Annotated in this window: 12 protein-coding genes, 3 pseudogenes and 1 riboswitch; of the genes and pseudogenes, 13 read left to right on the plus strand and 2 right to left on the minus strand. The window is 71.6% G+C overall.

Going from position 1 to position 16,599, the window contains the following annotated elements:
* Positions 1–7: 7 nt before the first annotated feature.
* On the minus strand, positions 8–976 hold the full coding sequence (locus tag QUE40_RS05900; protein ID WP_289232576.1) for an NADPH:quinone oxidoreductase family protein: 969 nt from the start codon (positions 974–976) through the stop codon (positions 8–10).
* Positions 977–1,093: 117 nt separating this feature from the next.
* Here QUE40_RS05900 and serA point away from each other — a divergent pair.
* Positions 1,094–2,289, plus strand: a pseudogene (gene serA, locus QUE40_RS05905) (phosphoglycerate dehydrogenase).
* Here the strand turns inward: serA and QUE40_RS05910 are convergent.
* A complete protein-coding gene (locus QUE40_RS05910) occupies positions 2,279–2,950 on the minus strand; it encodes a DUF6891 domain-containing protein (protein WP_289232577.1) in 672 nt (223 codons plus the stop codon). The pseudogene serA and the gene QUE40_RS05910 sit on opposite strands and share 11 nt — an antisense overlap.
* A 72-nt stretch (positions 2,951–3,022) precedes the next feature.
* Between QUE40_RS05910 and QUE40_RS05915 the strand changes: the two genes are divergently transcribed.
* From QUE40_RS05915 to QUE40_RS05970, 12 genes and pseudogenes are all read left to right on the plus strand, one after another.
* Entirely contained in the window at positions 3,023–3,559 is a 537-nt protein-coding gene (locus QUE40_RS05915) for a hypothetical protein (RefSeq protein ID WP_289232578.1), read from the plus strand.
* A gap of 652 nt (positions 3,560–4,211) precedes the next feature.
* The gene (locus QUE40_RS05920) at positions 4,212–4,406 is read left to right on the plus strand and encodes a hypothetical protein (protein ID WP_289232579.1); all 195 of its coding nucleotides are present in this window, start codon (positions 4,212–4,214) and stop codon (positions 4,404–4,406) included.
* Positions 4,407–4,825: 419 nt separating this feature from the next.
* A complete protein-coding gene (locus tag QUE40_RS05925; protein ID WP_289232580.1) occupies positions 4,826–5,242 on the plus strand; it encodes a hypothetical protein in 417 nt (138 codons plus the stop codon).
* Between the two features lie 179 nt (positions 5,243–5,421).
* Positions 5,422–6,138, plus strand: a complete 717-nt coding sequence (locus tag QUE40_RS05930) for a hypothetical protein (protein ID WP_289232581.1) — start codon at positions 5,422–5,424, stop codon at positions 6,136–6,138.
* 35 nt (positions 6,139–6,173) lie between these two features.
* Complete coding sequence (locus QUE40_RS05935; protein WP_289232582.1) at positions 6,174–6,887, plus strand: hypothetical protein; 714 nt, start codon at positions 6,174–6,176, stop codon at positions 6,885–6,887.
* Positions 6,888–6,916: 29 nt separating this feature from the next.
* Positions 6,917–7,651 carry a hypothetical protein gene (locus QUE40_RS05940; RefSeq protein WP_289232583.1) on the plus strand — a complete coding sequence of 245 codons (735 nt, stop codon included), beginning with the start codon at positions 6,917–6,919 and terminating at the stop codon, positions 7,649–7,651.
* A 359-nt stretch (positions 7,652–8,010) separates the two neighbouring features.
* A pseudogene (locus QUE40_RS05945) lies at positions 8,011–9,091 on the plus strand (DUF445 domain-containing protein).
* Between the two features lie 77 nt (positions 9,092–9,168).
* A riboswitch (SAM riboswitch) is annotated at positions 9,169–9,285 on the plus strand.
* Between the two features lie 69 nt (positions 9,286–9,354).
* Positions 9,355–10,683: a bifunctional o-acetylhomoserine/o-acetylserine sulfhydrylase gene (locus QUE40_RS05950; RefSeq protein WP_289232584.1), complete on the plus strand. Its 1,329-nt coding sequence runs from the start codon at positions 9,355–9,357 to the stop codon at positions 10,681–10,683.
* A gap of 124 nt (positions 10,684–10,807) precedes the next feature.
* Positions 10,808–11,515, plus strand: a complete 708-nt coding sequence (locus QUE40_RS05955) for a DsbA family protein (RefSeq protein ID WP_289232585.1) — start codon at positions 10,808–10,810, stop codon at positions 11,513–11,515.
* Positions 11,512–11,985, plus strand: coding sequence for a vitamin K epoxide reductase family protein (locus QUE40_RS05960; RefSeq protein WP_289232586.1), 474 nt, complete (start codon positions 11,512–11,514; stop codon positions 11,983–11,985). Before QUE40_RS05955 ends, QUE40_RS05960 begins: the two co-directional genes overlap by 4 nt.
* 180 nt (positions 11,986–12,165) lie before the next feature.
* Positions 12,166–15,910, plus strand: a pseudogene (gene hrpA, locus QUE40_RS05965) (ATP-dependent RNA helicase HrpA); the annotation flags it as partial.
* 180 nt (positions 15,911–16,090) lie between these two features.
* Positions 16,091–16,516, plus strand: coding sequence for an HIT family protein (locus QUE40_RS05970; protein ID WP_289232587.1), 426 nt, complete (start codon positions 16,091–16,093; stop codon positions 16,514–16,516).
* The last annotated feature ends 83 nt before the right edge of the window (positions 16,517–16,599 follow it).

Consider the following 16,599-nt stretch of genomic DNA (forward strand, 5'->3'; position numbering starts at 1 on the left):
TTCGCGGTCAGTCGCGCACCTGCAGCAGCACCTTGCCGGCCGCCTTGCGCTCGTCCAGCGTGGCGATCGCCTCGCCGACGTCCTCCAGGTCGAGCCGGGCGCCGATCGGCGGCGCGACGTGGCCGCCCTCCCACAGCTCGAGCAGCCGGCTCCACTGCTGCTGCAGGTATGCCGGCTGCCGCAGCCAGAAGGCGCCCCACCCGACGCCGACGACCGAGATGTTGTTCAGCAGCAGGCGATTCACCTTCACCTCGGGGATGGAGCCGCCGGTGAACCCGATGACCAGCAGCCGCCCCTCGGGGCCGAGCGAGCGCAGCGAGTCGGTGAATCGGTCACCGCCGACCGGGTCGACCACCACGTCGACCCCGCGCCCCTCGGTGAGGTCCTTGACGGCGTCCTTGAACCCGTCGGCCAGCACGACCTCGTCGGCCCCGGCGACGCGGGCGGTGTCGGTGCGGTCCTCGCTGGACACGACGGCGATCGTGCGGGCCCCGAGCGCCTTGGCCAGCTGCAGCGACGCGGTGCCGATGCCGCCGGAGGCGCCGTGCACCAGCACGGTCTCGCCCTCGGCGAGGCGCCCGCGGTGCTCCAGCGCGAACAGGCAGGTGAGGTAGTTCATCGGCAGCGCGGCGGCGGTGTCGAGGTCCATCGCGTCCGGCAGCGCGAAGACCATGTCCGGCCCGACCGCCACCTGCTCGGCGAACCCGCCGAAGCCGGGGAAGGCGGCCACCCGCTGACCCGGCTCGAACGTGCCGGCCGGCGCCTGGCGTACGACACCGGCCACCTCACCGCCCGGGACGAACGGCAGCTCGGGCTTGAGCTGGTACTCACCCCGGGTCAGCAGCACGTCGGGGTAGGCCACGCCGGCACGGTGCACGTCGACCAGCACCTGGTCCTCGCCGGGCTGCGGCTCCGGCAGGTCGGCGACCTTCACCGACGCCGGGCCGTCGAGCGTGCTGACCTGGGCTGCGCGCATGGGAACTCCTCGATCCGGGGACGAGCTTTCGCGCCAACCTACCTGCGGGTCACCCCGGACCTTCCGCTGCGCGGACACCACCCCGGCGAGGGGGCCGTCCCCTGAGACACTGGGGGCGTGAAGGCTTTGTTGCTGGAGAGCGTGCACCCCTGGCCGAGAAGATGCTCGGCGACGCCGGCGTGGAGATCGAGTCCCGTCCCGGCGCCCTCGACGAGGACGAGCTGATCGAGGCGCTGCAGGGCGTCGACCTGCTGGGCATCCGGTCCAAGACCGAGGTGACCGACCGGGTGCTCGCCAGCGCGCCGCAGCTGCAGGCGGTCGGCGCGTTCTGCATCGGCACCAACCAGATCGACCTCGCCGACGCCGCCGGCCGCGGCATCCCGGTGTTCAACGCGCCGTTCTCCAACACCCGCTCGGTCGTGGAGCTCGCGATCGCCGAGATCATCGTCATGGCGCGCCGCCTCACCGAGAAGGACCGCGCGCTGCACGACGGCGTCTGGGACAAGAACGCCAAGGGCAGCCACGAGATCCGCGGCCGCCGGCTCGGGATCGTCGGCTACGGCAACATCGGCTCGCAGCTGTCGGTGGTCGCCGAGATGCTCGGGCTGCAGGTGTTCTTCTACGACACCGACGACAAGCTCGCGCTCGGCAACGCCCAGCGCTGCTCGAGCCTGAACGAGCTGCTCGACATCGCCGAGGTCATCACGCTGCACGTCGACGGCCGCAACGGCAACGCCGGCTTCTTCGGCGCCGAGCAGTTCGCGCGCATGCGCCCCCGCTCGCTGTTCCTCAACCTCTCCCGCGGCTTCGTCGTCGACTACGAGGCGCTGCGCGACAACCTGCTGTCCGGCCACATCGCCGGTGCCGCGGTCGACGTCTTCCCGCAGGAGCCCAAGCGGCGCGGCGACCCGTTCAGCTCGCCGCTGCAGGGCATCCCCAACGTGGTGCTCACCCCGCACGTCGGCGGCTCCACCGAGGAGGCGCAGGAGGACATCGGCCGGTTCGTCGCCGGGAAGCTGCGCGACTATGTCGCCCAGGGCACCACGACGCTCAACGTCAACATGCCGGCGCTCAGCCTCGGCTCGACGCCGGGGGAGTGCCGCCTGGTGCACTTCCACGCCAACGTCCCGGGCGTGCTGGCCAAGGTCAACAGCGTGCTCGCCGAGCACGGCGTCAACATCGACGGCCAGATGCTCAGCACCCGCGGCGAGACGGGCTACGTCGTCACCGACGTGGCCGAGGGCCTGTCCGACGCGGTGCTCGACGAGCTGCGCGCGATGCCCGAGACCATCCGGCTGCGCGTCATCGACTGAACCGGCCACGCTGCTCGACGTCTTCGGGCGGCGCGACCTCGTGCAGCGCGTGCCCGTGGAACGGCACCGCCCAGCGCACCGGAGCGATCACGACCCGCTGGCGCTCCTCGTCGTCCTCGGCCACCGGCAACCCCTGCGCACCCAGCACCTCGCGCACGCGCTCGGCGACCTCGGCGACGCTGATCCCGGTCTCCGCGAACACGCCGTACGTCATCGGCAGCCGACCCTCGGCCACCAGCTCGGCCACGTCGGAGGAGGTCGAGTAGCAGTAGCCCTCGACCGTCGCCCCGTGCCCGAGGGCCACCCCGGCCGAACGCACCACCGCGTCGAGGGCGGCGGCGTCGTCGCCGCCCTCGCCGAAGCTCACCGCGAGCCCGCGCGTGGGCAGCCCGTCGATCGCGTCGAGGAGCTGGATCGCCTCGGGCGTGGCCCGGCGTACGTGCTCGTTGTGGTCGGCGATCACCGCGTCGACGAGGTCGGCGACCTCGGCGGGGGTCGGCTGCGTCTCGCCCGGGAAGACGTCCGGCACGTCGACGTCACCGAAGCCCTCGACCAACGCCTCGCGGGTGTCGATGGCCGCCGCGACCCGCAGCGCGATGGTGCCGGCGAAGGTGTCGCGCGCCGGCGGGAAGCGGCGCGGTGCGGTCTGGTCGTTGCTCACGTGGGGTGCCTCTCCGTCGGCGGCGGGTCTCCCGGACGATACTGATCCCGTCGTCGACCCGAAGGGCTTCCCGTGTTCCGCAACGCCGGCCTGATCCTGCTGCTCATCGTGATCGCCTCGATCGTGTGGTTCTTCGTCAAGGGTCGGGTCACCCGGGCGCAGGAGCAGGTGCGCGACCGCGCGCTCGAGGGGGCCAGCGTGGGCCGGGCCGCGACCGCGCGCCCCGCGGCGAAGCACCTGGCGATGATGGGCCGCACGCTCACCCTGGCAGCCGACCCGCAGCGCACCGGTGAGCTCATCGCGCAGGTGGCCGGTGCCGACGACCGGGTCACCGACGTACGTCCGGAGCCGCAGGCCCTGATCGTCGAGATCGACGGTTCTCGCCCGCTGGTGCGGGCGCACCTGCTCCCCGACCGCACGGTCGTGGGGGTCGACGAGATGACCTGGGAGATGGGCTTCCCGCAGGGGGCGTCGGTGTGGGACCGGGTCGCCGCGGCCATCGCCCAGGCCGCGACCGCGCAAGGCATCCCGGTCTCGGAGGGGACCCGGGAGTTCGTGCGGGCGGACCGGCCGCAGGAGCGCTCGGAGGTGTGGGTCGTCAAGACCTGACCGGAAAAGTCGGTCACGATCGCGGAACGGAGCAGGTGGCTGCGGCGTCGCACCATTACTCTCAGCACGGCAGCAGGGGAGCTGCCTTCTTTCCCTGAAGGGACCGCACCATGAAGAACCGCCGCGCCAGCCTCCTGATGGTGCCCGCCGTCCTCGCCGCGATGACCTTGTCGGCGTGCCAGGACGAAGCGCCCACGGCCGCCCCTCCGACGCCGGCGTCACAGCCGCCGTCGCCCACGCAGACGCAGCAGACGCAGCAGCCCGCCCCGTCGACCCAGGCGCCGGCTCCCGCTCCGAGCACGTCCGAGGCGCCTGCCCCGGCACCGACGACCCAGCCCCCGTCGTCGTCCGCCGCGCCGGCTCCGAGCGGTAGTGGTGCGGGCGGTCAGTGCGAGAGCAGCTCGCTGTTTCCCATCAAGCGCGGTTCGGTGCAGCCAAAGCCCCTGAGCACCGCGCAGACCGGCACGAGCCTCTCCGACCGCACGGCCGAGATCCGGATCGGCAACCCCGAGATCGACACCTCCGGTGGGGACAGCTTCTTCCCGGGTGACGGGATGCAGACGGTGATCTACCCGGTGACCATGAAGATCACCAACGGCAACTTCGTCGTGGCCAGGCTCGCGTACGGGCTCGTCGACGACCAGGACAACCCGTGTCAGCCGGACACTCTCGGCGGGGTGCTGCCGAAGGGGAGCAGTTCGAGGTCGAGACCGTCCAGGAGGGTTCGAGCCTGACCAAGAAGATCGCCTTCGCCGTCCCGATCGGCGCCGACCTGAGCAAGTACAGCGTCGTCTTCGCCGACGACTACAACTCTGGCGACGCCGAGCTGGCCTGGACGGCCAAGTGACCCGCTGGCGTGGCCGCCTCACCGATGCATGACGACCCAGCTCGACAGCGGCGGCGCTGTCTGGCACCCGAGAGGAAACCGAACGCTATGAGCAAGACCCGCCGAGCCAGTCTGGCTGTGGTGCCCGCCGTCCTGGCGGCGATGACACTGTCGGCGTGCCAGGACCAGGCCCCGACGGCGGCGCCGCCGACGCCGGCCTCCCAGCCGCCCTCGCCCACCCAGACGCAGCAGCCGGCCCCGACGCAGCAGCCGGCCCCGACGCAGACCGAGCAGCCGGCCCCTGCACCGTCGACCTCCGAGCAACCGGCGCCGGCACCGACGCAGGACGCGCCGTCGTCGTCCGCGGCTCCCGCCCCCAGCGGGAGCGGCGCGGGGGTGGCTGCGAGAACACCTCATCCTTCGCAATCGATCGCGGCTCGGTGGCTGCCAAGCCGCTGAACACGGTCCAGAAGGGCAAAGGCTCGGGTGGCACCGCCGACATCAGCTTCGGTGCGCCGACCGTCGACACCTCCTCCGGCGACAGCTTCTTCCCGGGCGAGGGAATGCAGACGGTCATCTACCCGGTGACCATCAAGCTGACCGAGGGTGACTACTGGACCACGACCTACCTGAAGTTCGGGCTCAACGACGAGGCCGGCACCTCCTGCAAGGCGGACGTGCTGAGCGCCGTGCTCTCCGGGAGCGACAAGCTGGACGTCCAGTCGTTGAACTCGGGGGACACCGTCACCAAGAAGCTGGCGTTCGCGGTGCCGGTGGGAGCCGACCTCAGCAAGTACACGGTGGTCTACAAGGAGAACTACCCCGGTGACGCCGACCTCGCCTGGACGGCGAAGTAGGCCGCTACCGGGCAACGCATCGAGGGGCGCCACGCGGATCCCGCGTGGCGCCCCTCCCGCTCCAGGACGGTGGACTGCACTGCGGCGGAACGTCGAACGGGCGACCGACGTCACAGCGTCGCCCCTGGACGAGGCTGCTGGGCAGCTGCCGAAGAGCATCGAGAGGAAACGAGAGAACGATGAACAAGACCCGCCGCGCCAGCTTCCTGGTCGCGCCCGCCGTCCTCGCCGCAATGACGCTGTCGGCTTGTCAGGACGAGGCGCCGACCGCCGCGCCTCCCACGGCCGCGTCTCAGCCGCCGTCACCGAGCCAGACCCAGGGGCCTGCTCCGACCAGCCAGGCACCCGCGCCTGCTCCTTCGTCACAAGCTCCCGCCCCGGCGCCCTCGTCCACGGCTGCCCCGGCCCCGGCCCCGAGCAGCGGCGGCGCCGGCCAGTGCGAGGAGTCTTCGTCCTACACCCTCGAACGCGGTTCGGTGCAGCCCAAGCCGGTGGGCACACCCCAACGAGTCACGACCGAGAATGGCAGCGAGGTCGAGGTGACGGTTGGCAAGCCCACGATCGACAACTCGTCTGGCGACACCTTCTTCCCGGGGGACGGGATGCAGGCCGTGATCTACCCCATCACGGTCAAGCTCATCTCGGGAAGCTTCTACGTCACGACCTACCTCGCTTTCGGTGTGGCTGACGCCAGCGACAACGCATGCGCGCGGGACTACGGGACGGTGGTCAAGCGCAGTGAGCGGATGCCGGTCGAGAGCCTTCGTACGGGTGACGTCAAGTCGGCCAAGGCGGCGTACGCCGTCCCGGCTGGCACCGACATGTCCAAGATCTACGTCCTGTTCGCCGACAACTACGACGCAGGCAAGGCAGAGCTGGCCTGGAACGGCAGCTGACCGGACTAGGAATGCCGAGAAGGAACGAGAAACTCATGAACAAGTCCCGCCGCGCCAGCTTCCTGGTCGCGCCCGCCGTCCTCGCCGCAATGACGCTGTCGGCGTGTCAGGACGAGGCGCCGACCGCCGCGCCTCCCACGGCCGCGTCTCAGCCGCCGTCACCGAGCCAGACCCAGGGGCCTGCTCCGACCAGCCAGGCACCCGCGCCTGCTCCTTCGTCACAAGCTCCCGCCCCGGCGCCCTCGTCCACGGCTGCCCCGGCCCCGGCCCCGAGCAGCGGCGGCGCCGGCCAGTGTGACAGCTCCTCCTCCTACACCCTGGAGCGCGGTTCGGTGCAGCCCAAGCCGGTGGGCACGGCGCAGCGGGCCAAGACCGACAAGGGCGGAGAGGTGGAGGTGACCATCGGAAAGCCGACGGTCGACAGCTCCTCAGGGGACTCCTACTTCCCGGGGGACGGGATGCAGACGGTCATCTACCCGGTCACCGTCAAGGCCGTGTCCGACTCCTACGTCTCGACCCCGCTCTCGATCGGTCTCGTGGATTCCTCGGACGAGCCCTGCAGTGCCGACTTCGGGATCGTGGTGCCCCGCGGTCAGAGGCTGCCGATCGAGATCCTGCAGCAGGGCGACACTGCCTCGGGCAAGGCAGCGTTCGCGGTTCCGGCCGGCGCTGACCTGTCCAAGATCTATGTCCTGTTCGCCGACGACTACAGCGGTGGCGACGCCCAGCTTGCCTGGAACGGCAACTGAGCCGGCCGCTACGAGAGGAATCGAATCCCATGAACAAGCAGACCACCCGCCGCGCCGGCCTGGCCGTGGTGCCCGCCGTCCTCGCCGCCATGACCTTGTCGGCGTGCCAGGACGAGGCGCCGACCGCCGCGCCTCCCACGGCCGCGTCCCAGCCGCCGTCGCCGAGCCAGACCCAGGAGCCTGCTCCCACGAGCCAGGCCCCGGCCCCCGCGCCGTCGACCACCGAGCAGCCAGCGCCGGCGCCCACGTCAGCGCCGGCGAGCTCGGCGGCACCTGCCCCGTCGGGCAGCGGCAGCGGAGGTGCCGTGTGCGAGGACTCCGGGTCGTACACGATCGATCGTGGGTCGGTGGGCGCCAAGCCCCTGAACACGGTGCAGAAGGGCAAGGGCGTCGGCGGCACCATCGACATCAGCTTCGGTCCGCCCACCCTCGACACCTCCAGCGGGAACAGCTTCTTCCCTGGCGAGGGGAAGCAGACGGTGATCTACCCGGTGACCCTGAAGCTCTCGGACGGCGACTTCTTCACGGCGAGCTACCTGAAGTTCGGACTGACCGACCAGTCCGGCAACCCCTGCAAGGCAGACGTGCTGAACGCGGTGATCTCCGGCAGCGACAAGCTCGATGTCGAGTCGCTGAGCCCCGGCGACACGCTGACCAAGAAGCTGGCATTCGCCGTGCCGGTGGGCGCCGACCTGAGCAAGTACTCCCTGGTCTTCAACGACGATTCCAACGGCGACGCCGAGCTGGCCTGGACGGCCAAGTAGGTCGTGACCGCTCCGGGAGACCGGATCACAGACGCCGCGCGGGCCACCCGCGCGGCGTCTGCGCGTCGGGACGCACCGGTGACAGGCCGCTGCCCGACGGTGCGCCGCGTGGTGCCGGATAGGGTTGCCGCCGTTGTCGTCCCGCGTGACGCGAAGGAACCTCGAGCGTGACCCAGTCCACCCGCCCTGATGCTGTCGCCGGCCCGTTGCTGGGCCCGGCCGACGAGCAGCGTCGCGCCGGCCTGCGCCGGATGCGGCTGGTCGCCACGGGGCTGCTCGGCCTGGCCGCGGTGATCTTCGTGCTCACCCTGGACCGCGACGGCTTCTGGGGATACGTCAACGCGGCCTCCGAGGCCGCGATGGTCGGTGCGGTCGCCGACTGGTTCGCCGTGACCGCGCTGTTCCGCCACCCGCTCGGCCTCAAGGTGCCGCACACCGCGCTGATCCCGCGCAAGAAGGACCAGCTCGGCGCGAGCCTGGAGGACTTCGTCACCGAGAACTTCCTCACCCCCGAGCTGGTCCAGGAGCGGCTCGCGCAGGCCGACGTCACGCTGCGCCTGGGGAGTGGCTGCGCCAGCCGGAGAACGCCGACCGCGTGGTGCAGGAGGTGGCGCCCACCCTGGCCCACGCCGTGGGGTCGGTGCGCGACGACGAGGTGCGCACCCTGCTGGAGAACTTCCTGCTTCCGCGTCTGGCCCGCGAGCCGATCAGCCCGGTGGCCGGCAGCCTGCTGGAGGGTGTGGTCGAGGACGGCTCGCACCACGGGCTGGTCGACATCGCCACCCGCGAGCTGCACACCTGGGCCTCGGCCAACAAGGCCGTCATCGCCGGCATCATCGGCGAGCGCGCCCCTGGTGGTCGCCCAAGTGGCTCGACGACACGGTCATCGACCGCATGTACGTCGAGATCATGAGCTGGCTCACCGACGTGCGCGACCAGCCGCAGCACCCCGCCCGGCGCGCGCTCGACGACCTGCTGCGCCAGCTCGCGCAGGACCTGCAGCACGACCCCTCGACCATGCAGCGCGCCGAGCAGCTCAAGGCCCGGCTGCTGCTGCACCCCGGCGTCGCCGACGGGATGCTCTCGCTCTGGGGGTCGGTGCAGCGCACGGTCGTCGACGCGCTGGGCGACCCCGACGGCCCGCTGCGCACCCGCCTCGCGGTGATCCTCGCCGACCTCGGTGACCGGGTCGTGCGCGACGCCGACCTGCGCGACTCGCTCGAGCGCCGGCTCGGCGACGCCGTGGGCTACGTCGTGCAGACCCACGGCCGCGAGATCTCCACCCTCATCTCCCAGACCGTGGCGCGCTGGGACGGCGACGAGGCCGCCCGCCGCATCGAGCTGCAGGTCGGGCGAGACCTGCAGTTCATCCGGATCAACGGCACCGTCGTCGGCGGGCTCGTCGGCCTGGTCATCCACGCCCTGACCCAGCTGGCCTGACCCGGTCCGGCGCCGACCCTTCTCGCGATGCGAGAGCGGCGTCCTGCGCGTCAAGACGCTGTCGTACGCTCGACGCAGGTCAAGAGCGCCAGCGCCAAGTCCCGGCTCGCTGGCCGGCAACCCTCCTCCGCGGTGGGGTGCCCCGGGAACAGACCTGGCCGGAGCCCGACGGGAGGGCCCGGCAAGCGCGGGCGCAGAGTCCCTGAACCCGCAGCGCCACCGGCGCGGGGCCGGTGGCGACCGATCGACGCGAGGAGACGGCCATGACCACCGAGACCACCAGCCCCAGCTGGTCCTTCGAGACCCGCCAGCTGCACGCCGGCCAGGAGCCCGACCCGACCACGGGGGCCCGGGCGCTGCCGATCTACCAGACGACGTCGTACGTCTTCAAGGACACCGAGCAGGCGGCGAACCTGTTCGGGCTCAAGGAGTTCGGCAACATCTACTCCCGCCTGATGAACCCCACGCACGACGTGGTGGAGCAGCGGATCGCGAGCCTCGAGGGTGGCGTCGCCGCGCTGCTCGTCGCCAGCGGCCAGGCGGCCGAGACCCTGGCCATCCTCAACATCGCCGAGGCCGGGGACCACGTGGTGGCCAGCCCCTCGCTCTACGGCGGCACGTTCAACCTGCTGAAGTACACGCTCCCGAAGTACGGCATCGAGGTCACCTTCGTCGAGGACCCCAACGACCCCGAGTCGTGGCGCGCGGCCGCGAAGGACAACACCAAGCTGTTCTTCGGCGAGACGATCTCCAACCCCAAGAGCGAGGTGCTCGACATCGAGGGGGTGGCCGCGGTGGCGCACGACCTCGGGGTGCCGCTGGTGGTCGACAACACCATCGCGACGCCGTTCGTCACCCGCCCGCTCGAGCACGGGGCCGACATCGTGGTGCACTCGGCGACGAAGTACCTCGGCGGCCACGGCACCACCATCGCCGGCGTCATCGTCGACGGCGGCAGCTTCGACTTCGGCAAGGACCCCGAGAAGTTCCCCAACTACAACACGCCCGAGGAGAGCTACCACGGGCTGGTCTACGCCCGTGACCTCGGCGTCGGCAGCGAGCTCGGCGCCAACCTGGCGTTCATCCTCAAGGCGCGCGTGCAGCTGCTGCGCGACCTGGGGCCGGCGAGCTCGGCGTTCGACGCCTTCCTCATCGCGCAGGGGCTGGAGACGCTGAGCCTGCGCGTCGAGCGGCACCTGGAGAACACCCGCAAGGTTGCGGAGTTCCTGCAGGGCCACGACCAGGTCGAGTCGGTGCGCTGGGCCTCGCTGCCCGGCGACGACAGCTACGAGCAGGCGCAGAAGTACGCCCCGCGCGGCGCGGGCGCGGTGCTCGCCTTCGAGATCGTCGGCGGCATCGACGCCGGGCGGCGCTTCGTCGACGGCGTGACGCTGCACTCGCACGTGGCCAACATCGGCGACGTGCGCTCGCTGGTCATCCACCCCGCCTCGACCACGCACAGCCAGGGCGGCGACGAGGACCGGCTGGCCGCCGGGGTCACCCCCGGACTGGTGCGCCTCTCGGTCGGCATCGAGCACATCGACGACATCATCGCCGACCTCGAGCAGGGGTTCGCCGCCGCGAAGGGCTGACCAGCGAGCGTCCAGCCAGTCTTCAGGCGCACCGCCTAGGGTGCGCCGCGTGGTGAGCGAATCAGCAGACGTACGAACCGCTTCCGGTGACCGAGCCTGGCGCCCGACGACGCGCCGTCGGGGAGTGACCCGGCGCAGCGCGCTCGTCGGGGGCTCGGTGCTGGGCGCGCTGGCCCTCGCCGGCTGCAGCGACGACGCGAGCTCCGGCGGCGGCTCCGGGACGTCTGCGTCCGGGTCGGGGGCCTCCGGCTCCGGCGGCGCGACGCAGGCGACGCCGCTGAAGCACCCGGCCGGGCTGTCCTACGGCACCTGGCTGCGACCGACCTCGCACCTGCTCGACGCCGCCAGCACCAAGGCGGTGCTCGTGGAGTTCCTCGACTTCGAGTGCGAGGCCTGCGGCGGGATCTTCCCGGTCATCGAGCAGCTGCGCGAGGAGCTCAAGGGCCAGCTGACGTACGCCATCCGCTACTTCCCGCTCAATGGTCACCGCAACTCGGTGCCGGCCGCGCAGGCCGCCGAGGCCGCCGCCCGGCAGGGCAAGCTGGAGCCGATGTATCGCCAGCTGTTCCAGAACCAGAGCGCGTGGACCGAGCAGCAGGGCCCGGTCGACCAGCAGCTGCGCGGCTTCGCCCAGGCCGCCGGCGTCGACCTGACCCAGTGGCAGCGCGACCGCACCTCCCAGTCGGTCACGAGCCGGGTGCAGGCCGACCTGAGCGACGCGAACGCCCTTCGGCTGCAAGGGACTCCGAGCTTCTTCTTCAACGGCCAGCCGTTCCAGCCGCAGAGCGTCGACGACATCCGTAACCGGGTGCGCGACGCCAACAAGGCATGAGCGGGCACGGGGTGGCGATGCCGCGGTGGCGCGCCGCCGTCGTGACGGTGGCCGGGCTGATCGGCCTGGCCGCCGCCCTGGTGCTGTCGATCGAGAAGTACCAGCTGCTCGTCAACCCGTTCTACCGGCCCTCGTGCAGCGTCAACGAGAAGGTCAACTGCACGGCCGTGATGCAGTCCGAGCAGTCGGCGCTGCTCGGCTTCCCCAACCCCTACCTCGGGCTCATCGGCTTCGCGATCGTGCTGACGATCGGCGTGGCCGCGCTCGCCGGCACCCGCTTCCCGGGGTGGATCTGGAAGGGCCTGTCGCTCGGCATCCTGGCCGGGCTCGCGCTCGTGGCGTGGCTGGCGTACCAGAGCATCGTGGTGATCGAGGCGCTGTGCCCCTACTGCATGGCGGTGTGGGTCGTGACGATCGTGCTGGCCGCCGTGGTGTGGCCGTTCGCGCTGCGCCGGTCCCCCTCCCGCTGAGGAACGGGGGAGCGGGCCGCGAGCGGCGGGTGGGAAGATGGGGGACTGATGAGTTCTGCTGCCCCCGCCGAGTCGCGTCCGCCCCGCCGACGGGGGCGCGGACGCGGCCACCGACGTACGCCGGAGTCGCCCGAGCAGCGCCGCGCGCGGCAGGAGCGGCGCCGGGCGACGGTGCCCGCCATCACCTATCCCGAGGCGCTGCCCGTCTCGGCGGCTCGCGACGACATCGCCGCGGCGATCCGCGACCACCAGGTCGTGGTCGTCGCCGGCGAGACCGGCTCCGGGAAGACCACCCAGCTGCCGAAGATCTGCCTGGAGCTGGGGCGCGGCATCGACGGGACGATCGGCCACACCCAGCCGCGGCGCATCGCCGCCCGGTCGGTCGCCGAGCGGATCGCCGAGGAGCTCGACGTCGAGCTGGGCCAGCAGATCGGCTACCAGGTGCGCTTCACCGAGCAGGCGCAGCGCGACACCCTGGTCAAGGTGATGACCGACGGCATCCTGCTGTCGGAGATGCAGCGCGACCGCGACCTGCGCCGCTACGACACGCTGATCATCGACGAGGCGCACGAGCGGTCGCTCAACATCGACTTCATCCTCGGCTACCTCAAGCAGCTGCTGCCGCGCCGCCCCGACCTCAAGGTGATCATCACCTCGGCCACCATCGACCCCGAGAAGTTCGCGAATCACTTTGCGGTCGAAGGGGTTCCGGCGCCCATCATCGAAGTGTCGGGGCGGACGTACCCCGTCGAGGTGCGCTATCGCCCGCTGGTGCGCACCGAGGGGACGGGGAGGGCGCGGCCGAGGTCGACGTCGACCAGGTCACCGGCATCGTCGAGGCGGTCGAGGAGCTGTGGACCGAGGCGCGGCCCGACGGCGGGCCGCAGGACATCCTCGTCTTCTGCTCGGGCGAGCGCGAGATCCGTGACGCTGCAGAGGCGTTGGCGGGTCTGCAGCTGCCCAGCACCGAGATCCTGCCGCTGTTCGCCCGGTTGTCGGCGGCCGAGCAGCACCGGGTGTTCAGCCGGCACAGCGGTCGCCGGGTCGTGCTGGCCACCAACGTCGCCGAGACCTCGCTCACCGTGCCGGGCATCCGGTACGTCATCGACACCGGCACGGCGCGCATCTCCCGCTACAGCCAGCGGCTCAAGGTGCAGCGGCTGCCGATCGAGCCGGTCTCGCAGGCCTCGGCGACGCAGCGCACCGGTCGTGCCGGGCGGCTCGCCGACGGGATCTGCATCCGGCTCTACTCCGAGGAGGACTTCGCCGCCCGGCCGGAGTTCACCGACCCGGAGATCCAGCGCACCAACCTGGCCTCGGTCATCCTGCAGATGACCTCGCTGGGCCTCGGCGACATCGCGCGCTTCCCGTTCGTCGACCCGCCCGACTCGCGGCAGATCACCGACGGTCTGCGGCTGCTCGAGGAGCTCCAGGCGGTCGACCCGCACGCGGTGGACCCGCGCAAGCGGCTGACGGCGGTCGGCCGGGCGATCGCGACGCTGCCGGTCGACCCGCGGCTGGCGCGCATGCTGGTGGCCGCCTCGGAGAACGGCTCGCTGCGCGAGGTGCTCGTGATCGTGGCGGCGCTGTCGATCCAGGACCCGCGGGAGCGGCCGGCCGACCAGCAGGCGCAGGCCGACCAGAGCCACGCCCGGTTCAAGGACGAGCACTCCGACTTCGTCGGCTACCTCAACCTCTGGCGATACCTCAAGGAGCAGCAGAAAGCGTTGAGCGGCAGCGCTTTTCGGCGCATGTGCAAGCGCGAGTTCCTGCACTACCTGCGGGTGCGCGAGTGGCAGGACCTGCACACCCAGCTGCGGCAGGCGTGCAAGCAGCAGGGCCTTGTGCGCAGCGACAACGACGCTTCGCCCGACCAGATCCACCAGGCGCTGCTCACCGGGCTGCTGTCGCACGTCGGTCTGCGCGACCGCGACCGCCGCGACTACTTCGGCGCCCGCGGTGCACGGTTCGCGATCCAGCCGGGCTCGACGCTGTTCCGCCGGCAGCCGGACTGGGTCATGTCGGCCGAGCTCGTCGAGACCACCCGGTTGTGGGCGCGCACCAACGCCGTCACCGACCCGGCCTGGGTCGAACGCGCCGCTGCGCACCTGGTGAAGCGGACGTACGCCGAGCCCCACTGGTCGCGCAAGCGCGGCAGCGTCATGGCGGCCGAGCGGGTGACGCTGTACGGCGTGCCGCTGGTGGCCGGGCGGCAGGTCGGCTACGGGTCGGTCGACCCGGTGCTCTCTCGCGAGCTGTTCATCCGCAACGCGCTGGTCGAGGGCGACTGGGAGACGCGGCACGCGTTCTTCCGCGAGAACCAGCAGCTGGTCCGCGAGCTGTCCGACCTCGAGGCGCGGGCGCGACGCCGTGACCTGCTCGTCGACGACCACGCGCTGATGGAGTTCTACGACGAGCGGATCCCCGAGTCCGTCGTGTCTGCAGCGCATTTCGACGCCTGGTGGAAGAAGCAGTCGCGCGAGACGCCCGACCTGCTGACCTACAGCCGCGAGCTGCTGCTGGCCGAGGGAGCCGAGGAGGTCGACCAGTCGGCCTTCCCCAAGAGCTGGCGGCAGGGCGAGCTGCGGCTGCGGCTGACCTATCAGTTCGAGCCCGGCACCGACGCCGACGGCGTCACGGTGCACATCCCGGTCGAGCAGCTCAACCAGGTCGACGACGAGGGGTTCGACTGGTTGGTGCCCGGCATGCGCGAGGAGCTCGCGGTGGCGCTGATCAAGTCGCTGCCCAAGGCGATCCGCCGCAGTGTCGTGCCCGCGCCCGACCACGCGCGGGCCGCGCTCGCGACGATCGGCCTCGAGGACGGTCCGCTCGACGAGGCGCTGGCCAGGGCGCTGCGCGAGCGGGTCGGTGCGCCGGTCGCTGCGGCCGACTTCGACTGGGCGCGGGTGCCCGACCACCTGCGCATGACGTTCCGCGTCGAGGACCACCGGCGCCGCCGGCTCGCCGAGGGGAAGGTGCTCGGCGAGCTGCAGCAGCAGATGGCCGGACGGGTGCGCTCGACGATCGCGCGAGCCGCGTCGTCGGTCGAGCGCGAAGGCTTGCGGCAGTGGAGCTTCGGCGACCTGCCCGCGACGTTCGAGACCAAGCAGGGCAAGCGCAGCGTGCAGGGCTTCCCCGCGCTGGTCGACGAGGGCGACTCGGCGGCGGTCAAGGTGCTGGCGAGCCGGCAGGAGGCCGACGCCGCCAGCCGCCTCGGCGTGCGGCGGCTGCTGCTGCTCGGCACCGACGTGCCCTGGAAGCGCATCCTCGGGCTGCTCGACAACCGGCAGCGGCTCGCGCTCGGCAGCAACCCGCACGGCACCATGCAGGACCTGCTCGACGACGCCCTGGCCGCGGCCGTCGACTCGGTCGTGGCCGAGCAGCCGCAGGGCCAGGTGCGCAGCGACGCGGCGTTCGAGCAGGCCCTCGCCGGCGTGCGCCAGCAGGTGGTGCCGCGCGTCATCGAGATCGTCGACGACCTGGTGCCGGTGCTCGACCACAGCCGGCAGCTGACGCTGCGGCTCGACGCGATGAGCCAGCCGTCCGTGGCCCAGCTGCGCGAGGACGTACGTCAGCAGCACGCCGAGCTGATCTTCCCGGGCTTCGTGGCGGCGACCGGCAAGGGCGCCTGCGCGACCTCGACCGATATCTGCGGGCGGCGCTGGAGCGGCTCGACAAGGCGCCGGGTGACCTGCCCCGCGACGACGAGCGTGCGGCGGTCGTCGCGACGGTCGAGCGTGAGCGCGCCGACCTGCTCGCGAAGCTGCCTGCGCCCCGCCGCCTCGACCGCGACGTGGTGGAGCTGCGCTGGATGACCGAGGAGCTGCGGGTCAGCCTGTTCGCGCAGCGCCTCGGCACGGCCTACCCGGTCTCGGAGAAGCGGATCTACGCCGCCATGGACGCGGTGGAGGACGCCACCGCCTGACCCCAACCGGTCGCTGAGGACGGCGTGGCGGAGCGAGACCGCGATGCCGAGTGGTCACGTGTTGCCGGTGCTGACGCCGCGCAACCCGCAACGAGTGACCACTCAGCACGCCACGGGCGTGGCCGTAGGCTCGGACGGTATGCCCGCCCCGTCGCCGGACGGCGGCCGTAGGCTCGGGGCATGGCCACCTTGTTCACCAAGATCATCGACGGCGAGATCCCCGGGAAGTTCGTGTGGAAGGACGACACCTGCGTCGCCTTCCTGGTCATCGACCCGATCACCGACGGGCACACCATCGTGGTGCCGCGCGAGGAGGTCGACCAGTGGCTCGACGCCGACCAGGCGCTGCTGGCGCACCTCACCGACGTGGCGCAGCAGATCGGCCTGGCGCAGCGGGCGGCGTTCGACGCGCCGCGGGTGTCGCTGCTGACCGCAGGCTTCGAGGTGCCGCACCTGCACCTGCACGTCTTCCCGATCACCGGTGAGGCCGACATCTCCTTCGCCAACGCCCAGCGCGGGCAGGACCCGGAGGTGCTCGACGCCAACGCCGCCAAGCTCAAGGCCGCGCTGCGCGACCAGGGCCACGGCGAGCGGGTGCCGGACTGACCGACCCGGCCGCGGGCGTACGCCCTCCACCCCCGAGGGGGAATCGCCGGGCTGGGTCGTGCGTTGTCCCGACCAAGACGTTG

Origin of the sequence: Barrientosiimonas endolithica (assembly GCF_030296655.1) — a bacterium.
In the GTDB taxonomy this organism is placed as follows: domain Bacteria; phylum Actinomycetota; class Actinomycetes; order Actinomycetales; family Dermatophilaceae; genus Barrientosiimonas; species Barrientosiimonas humi.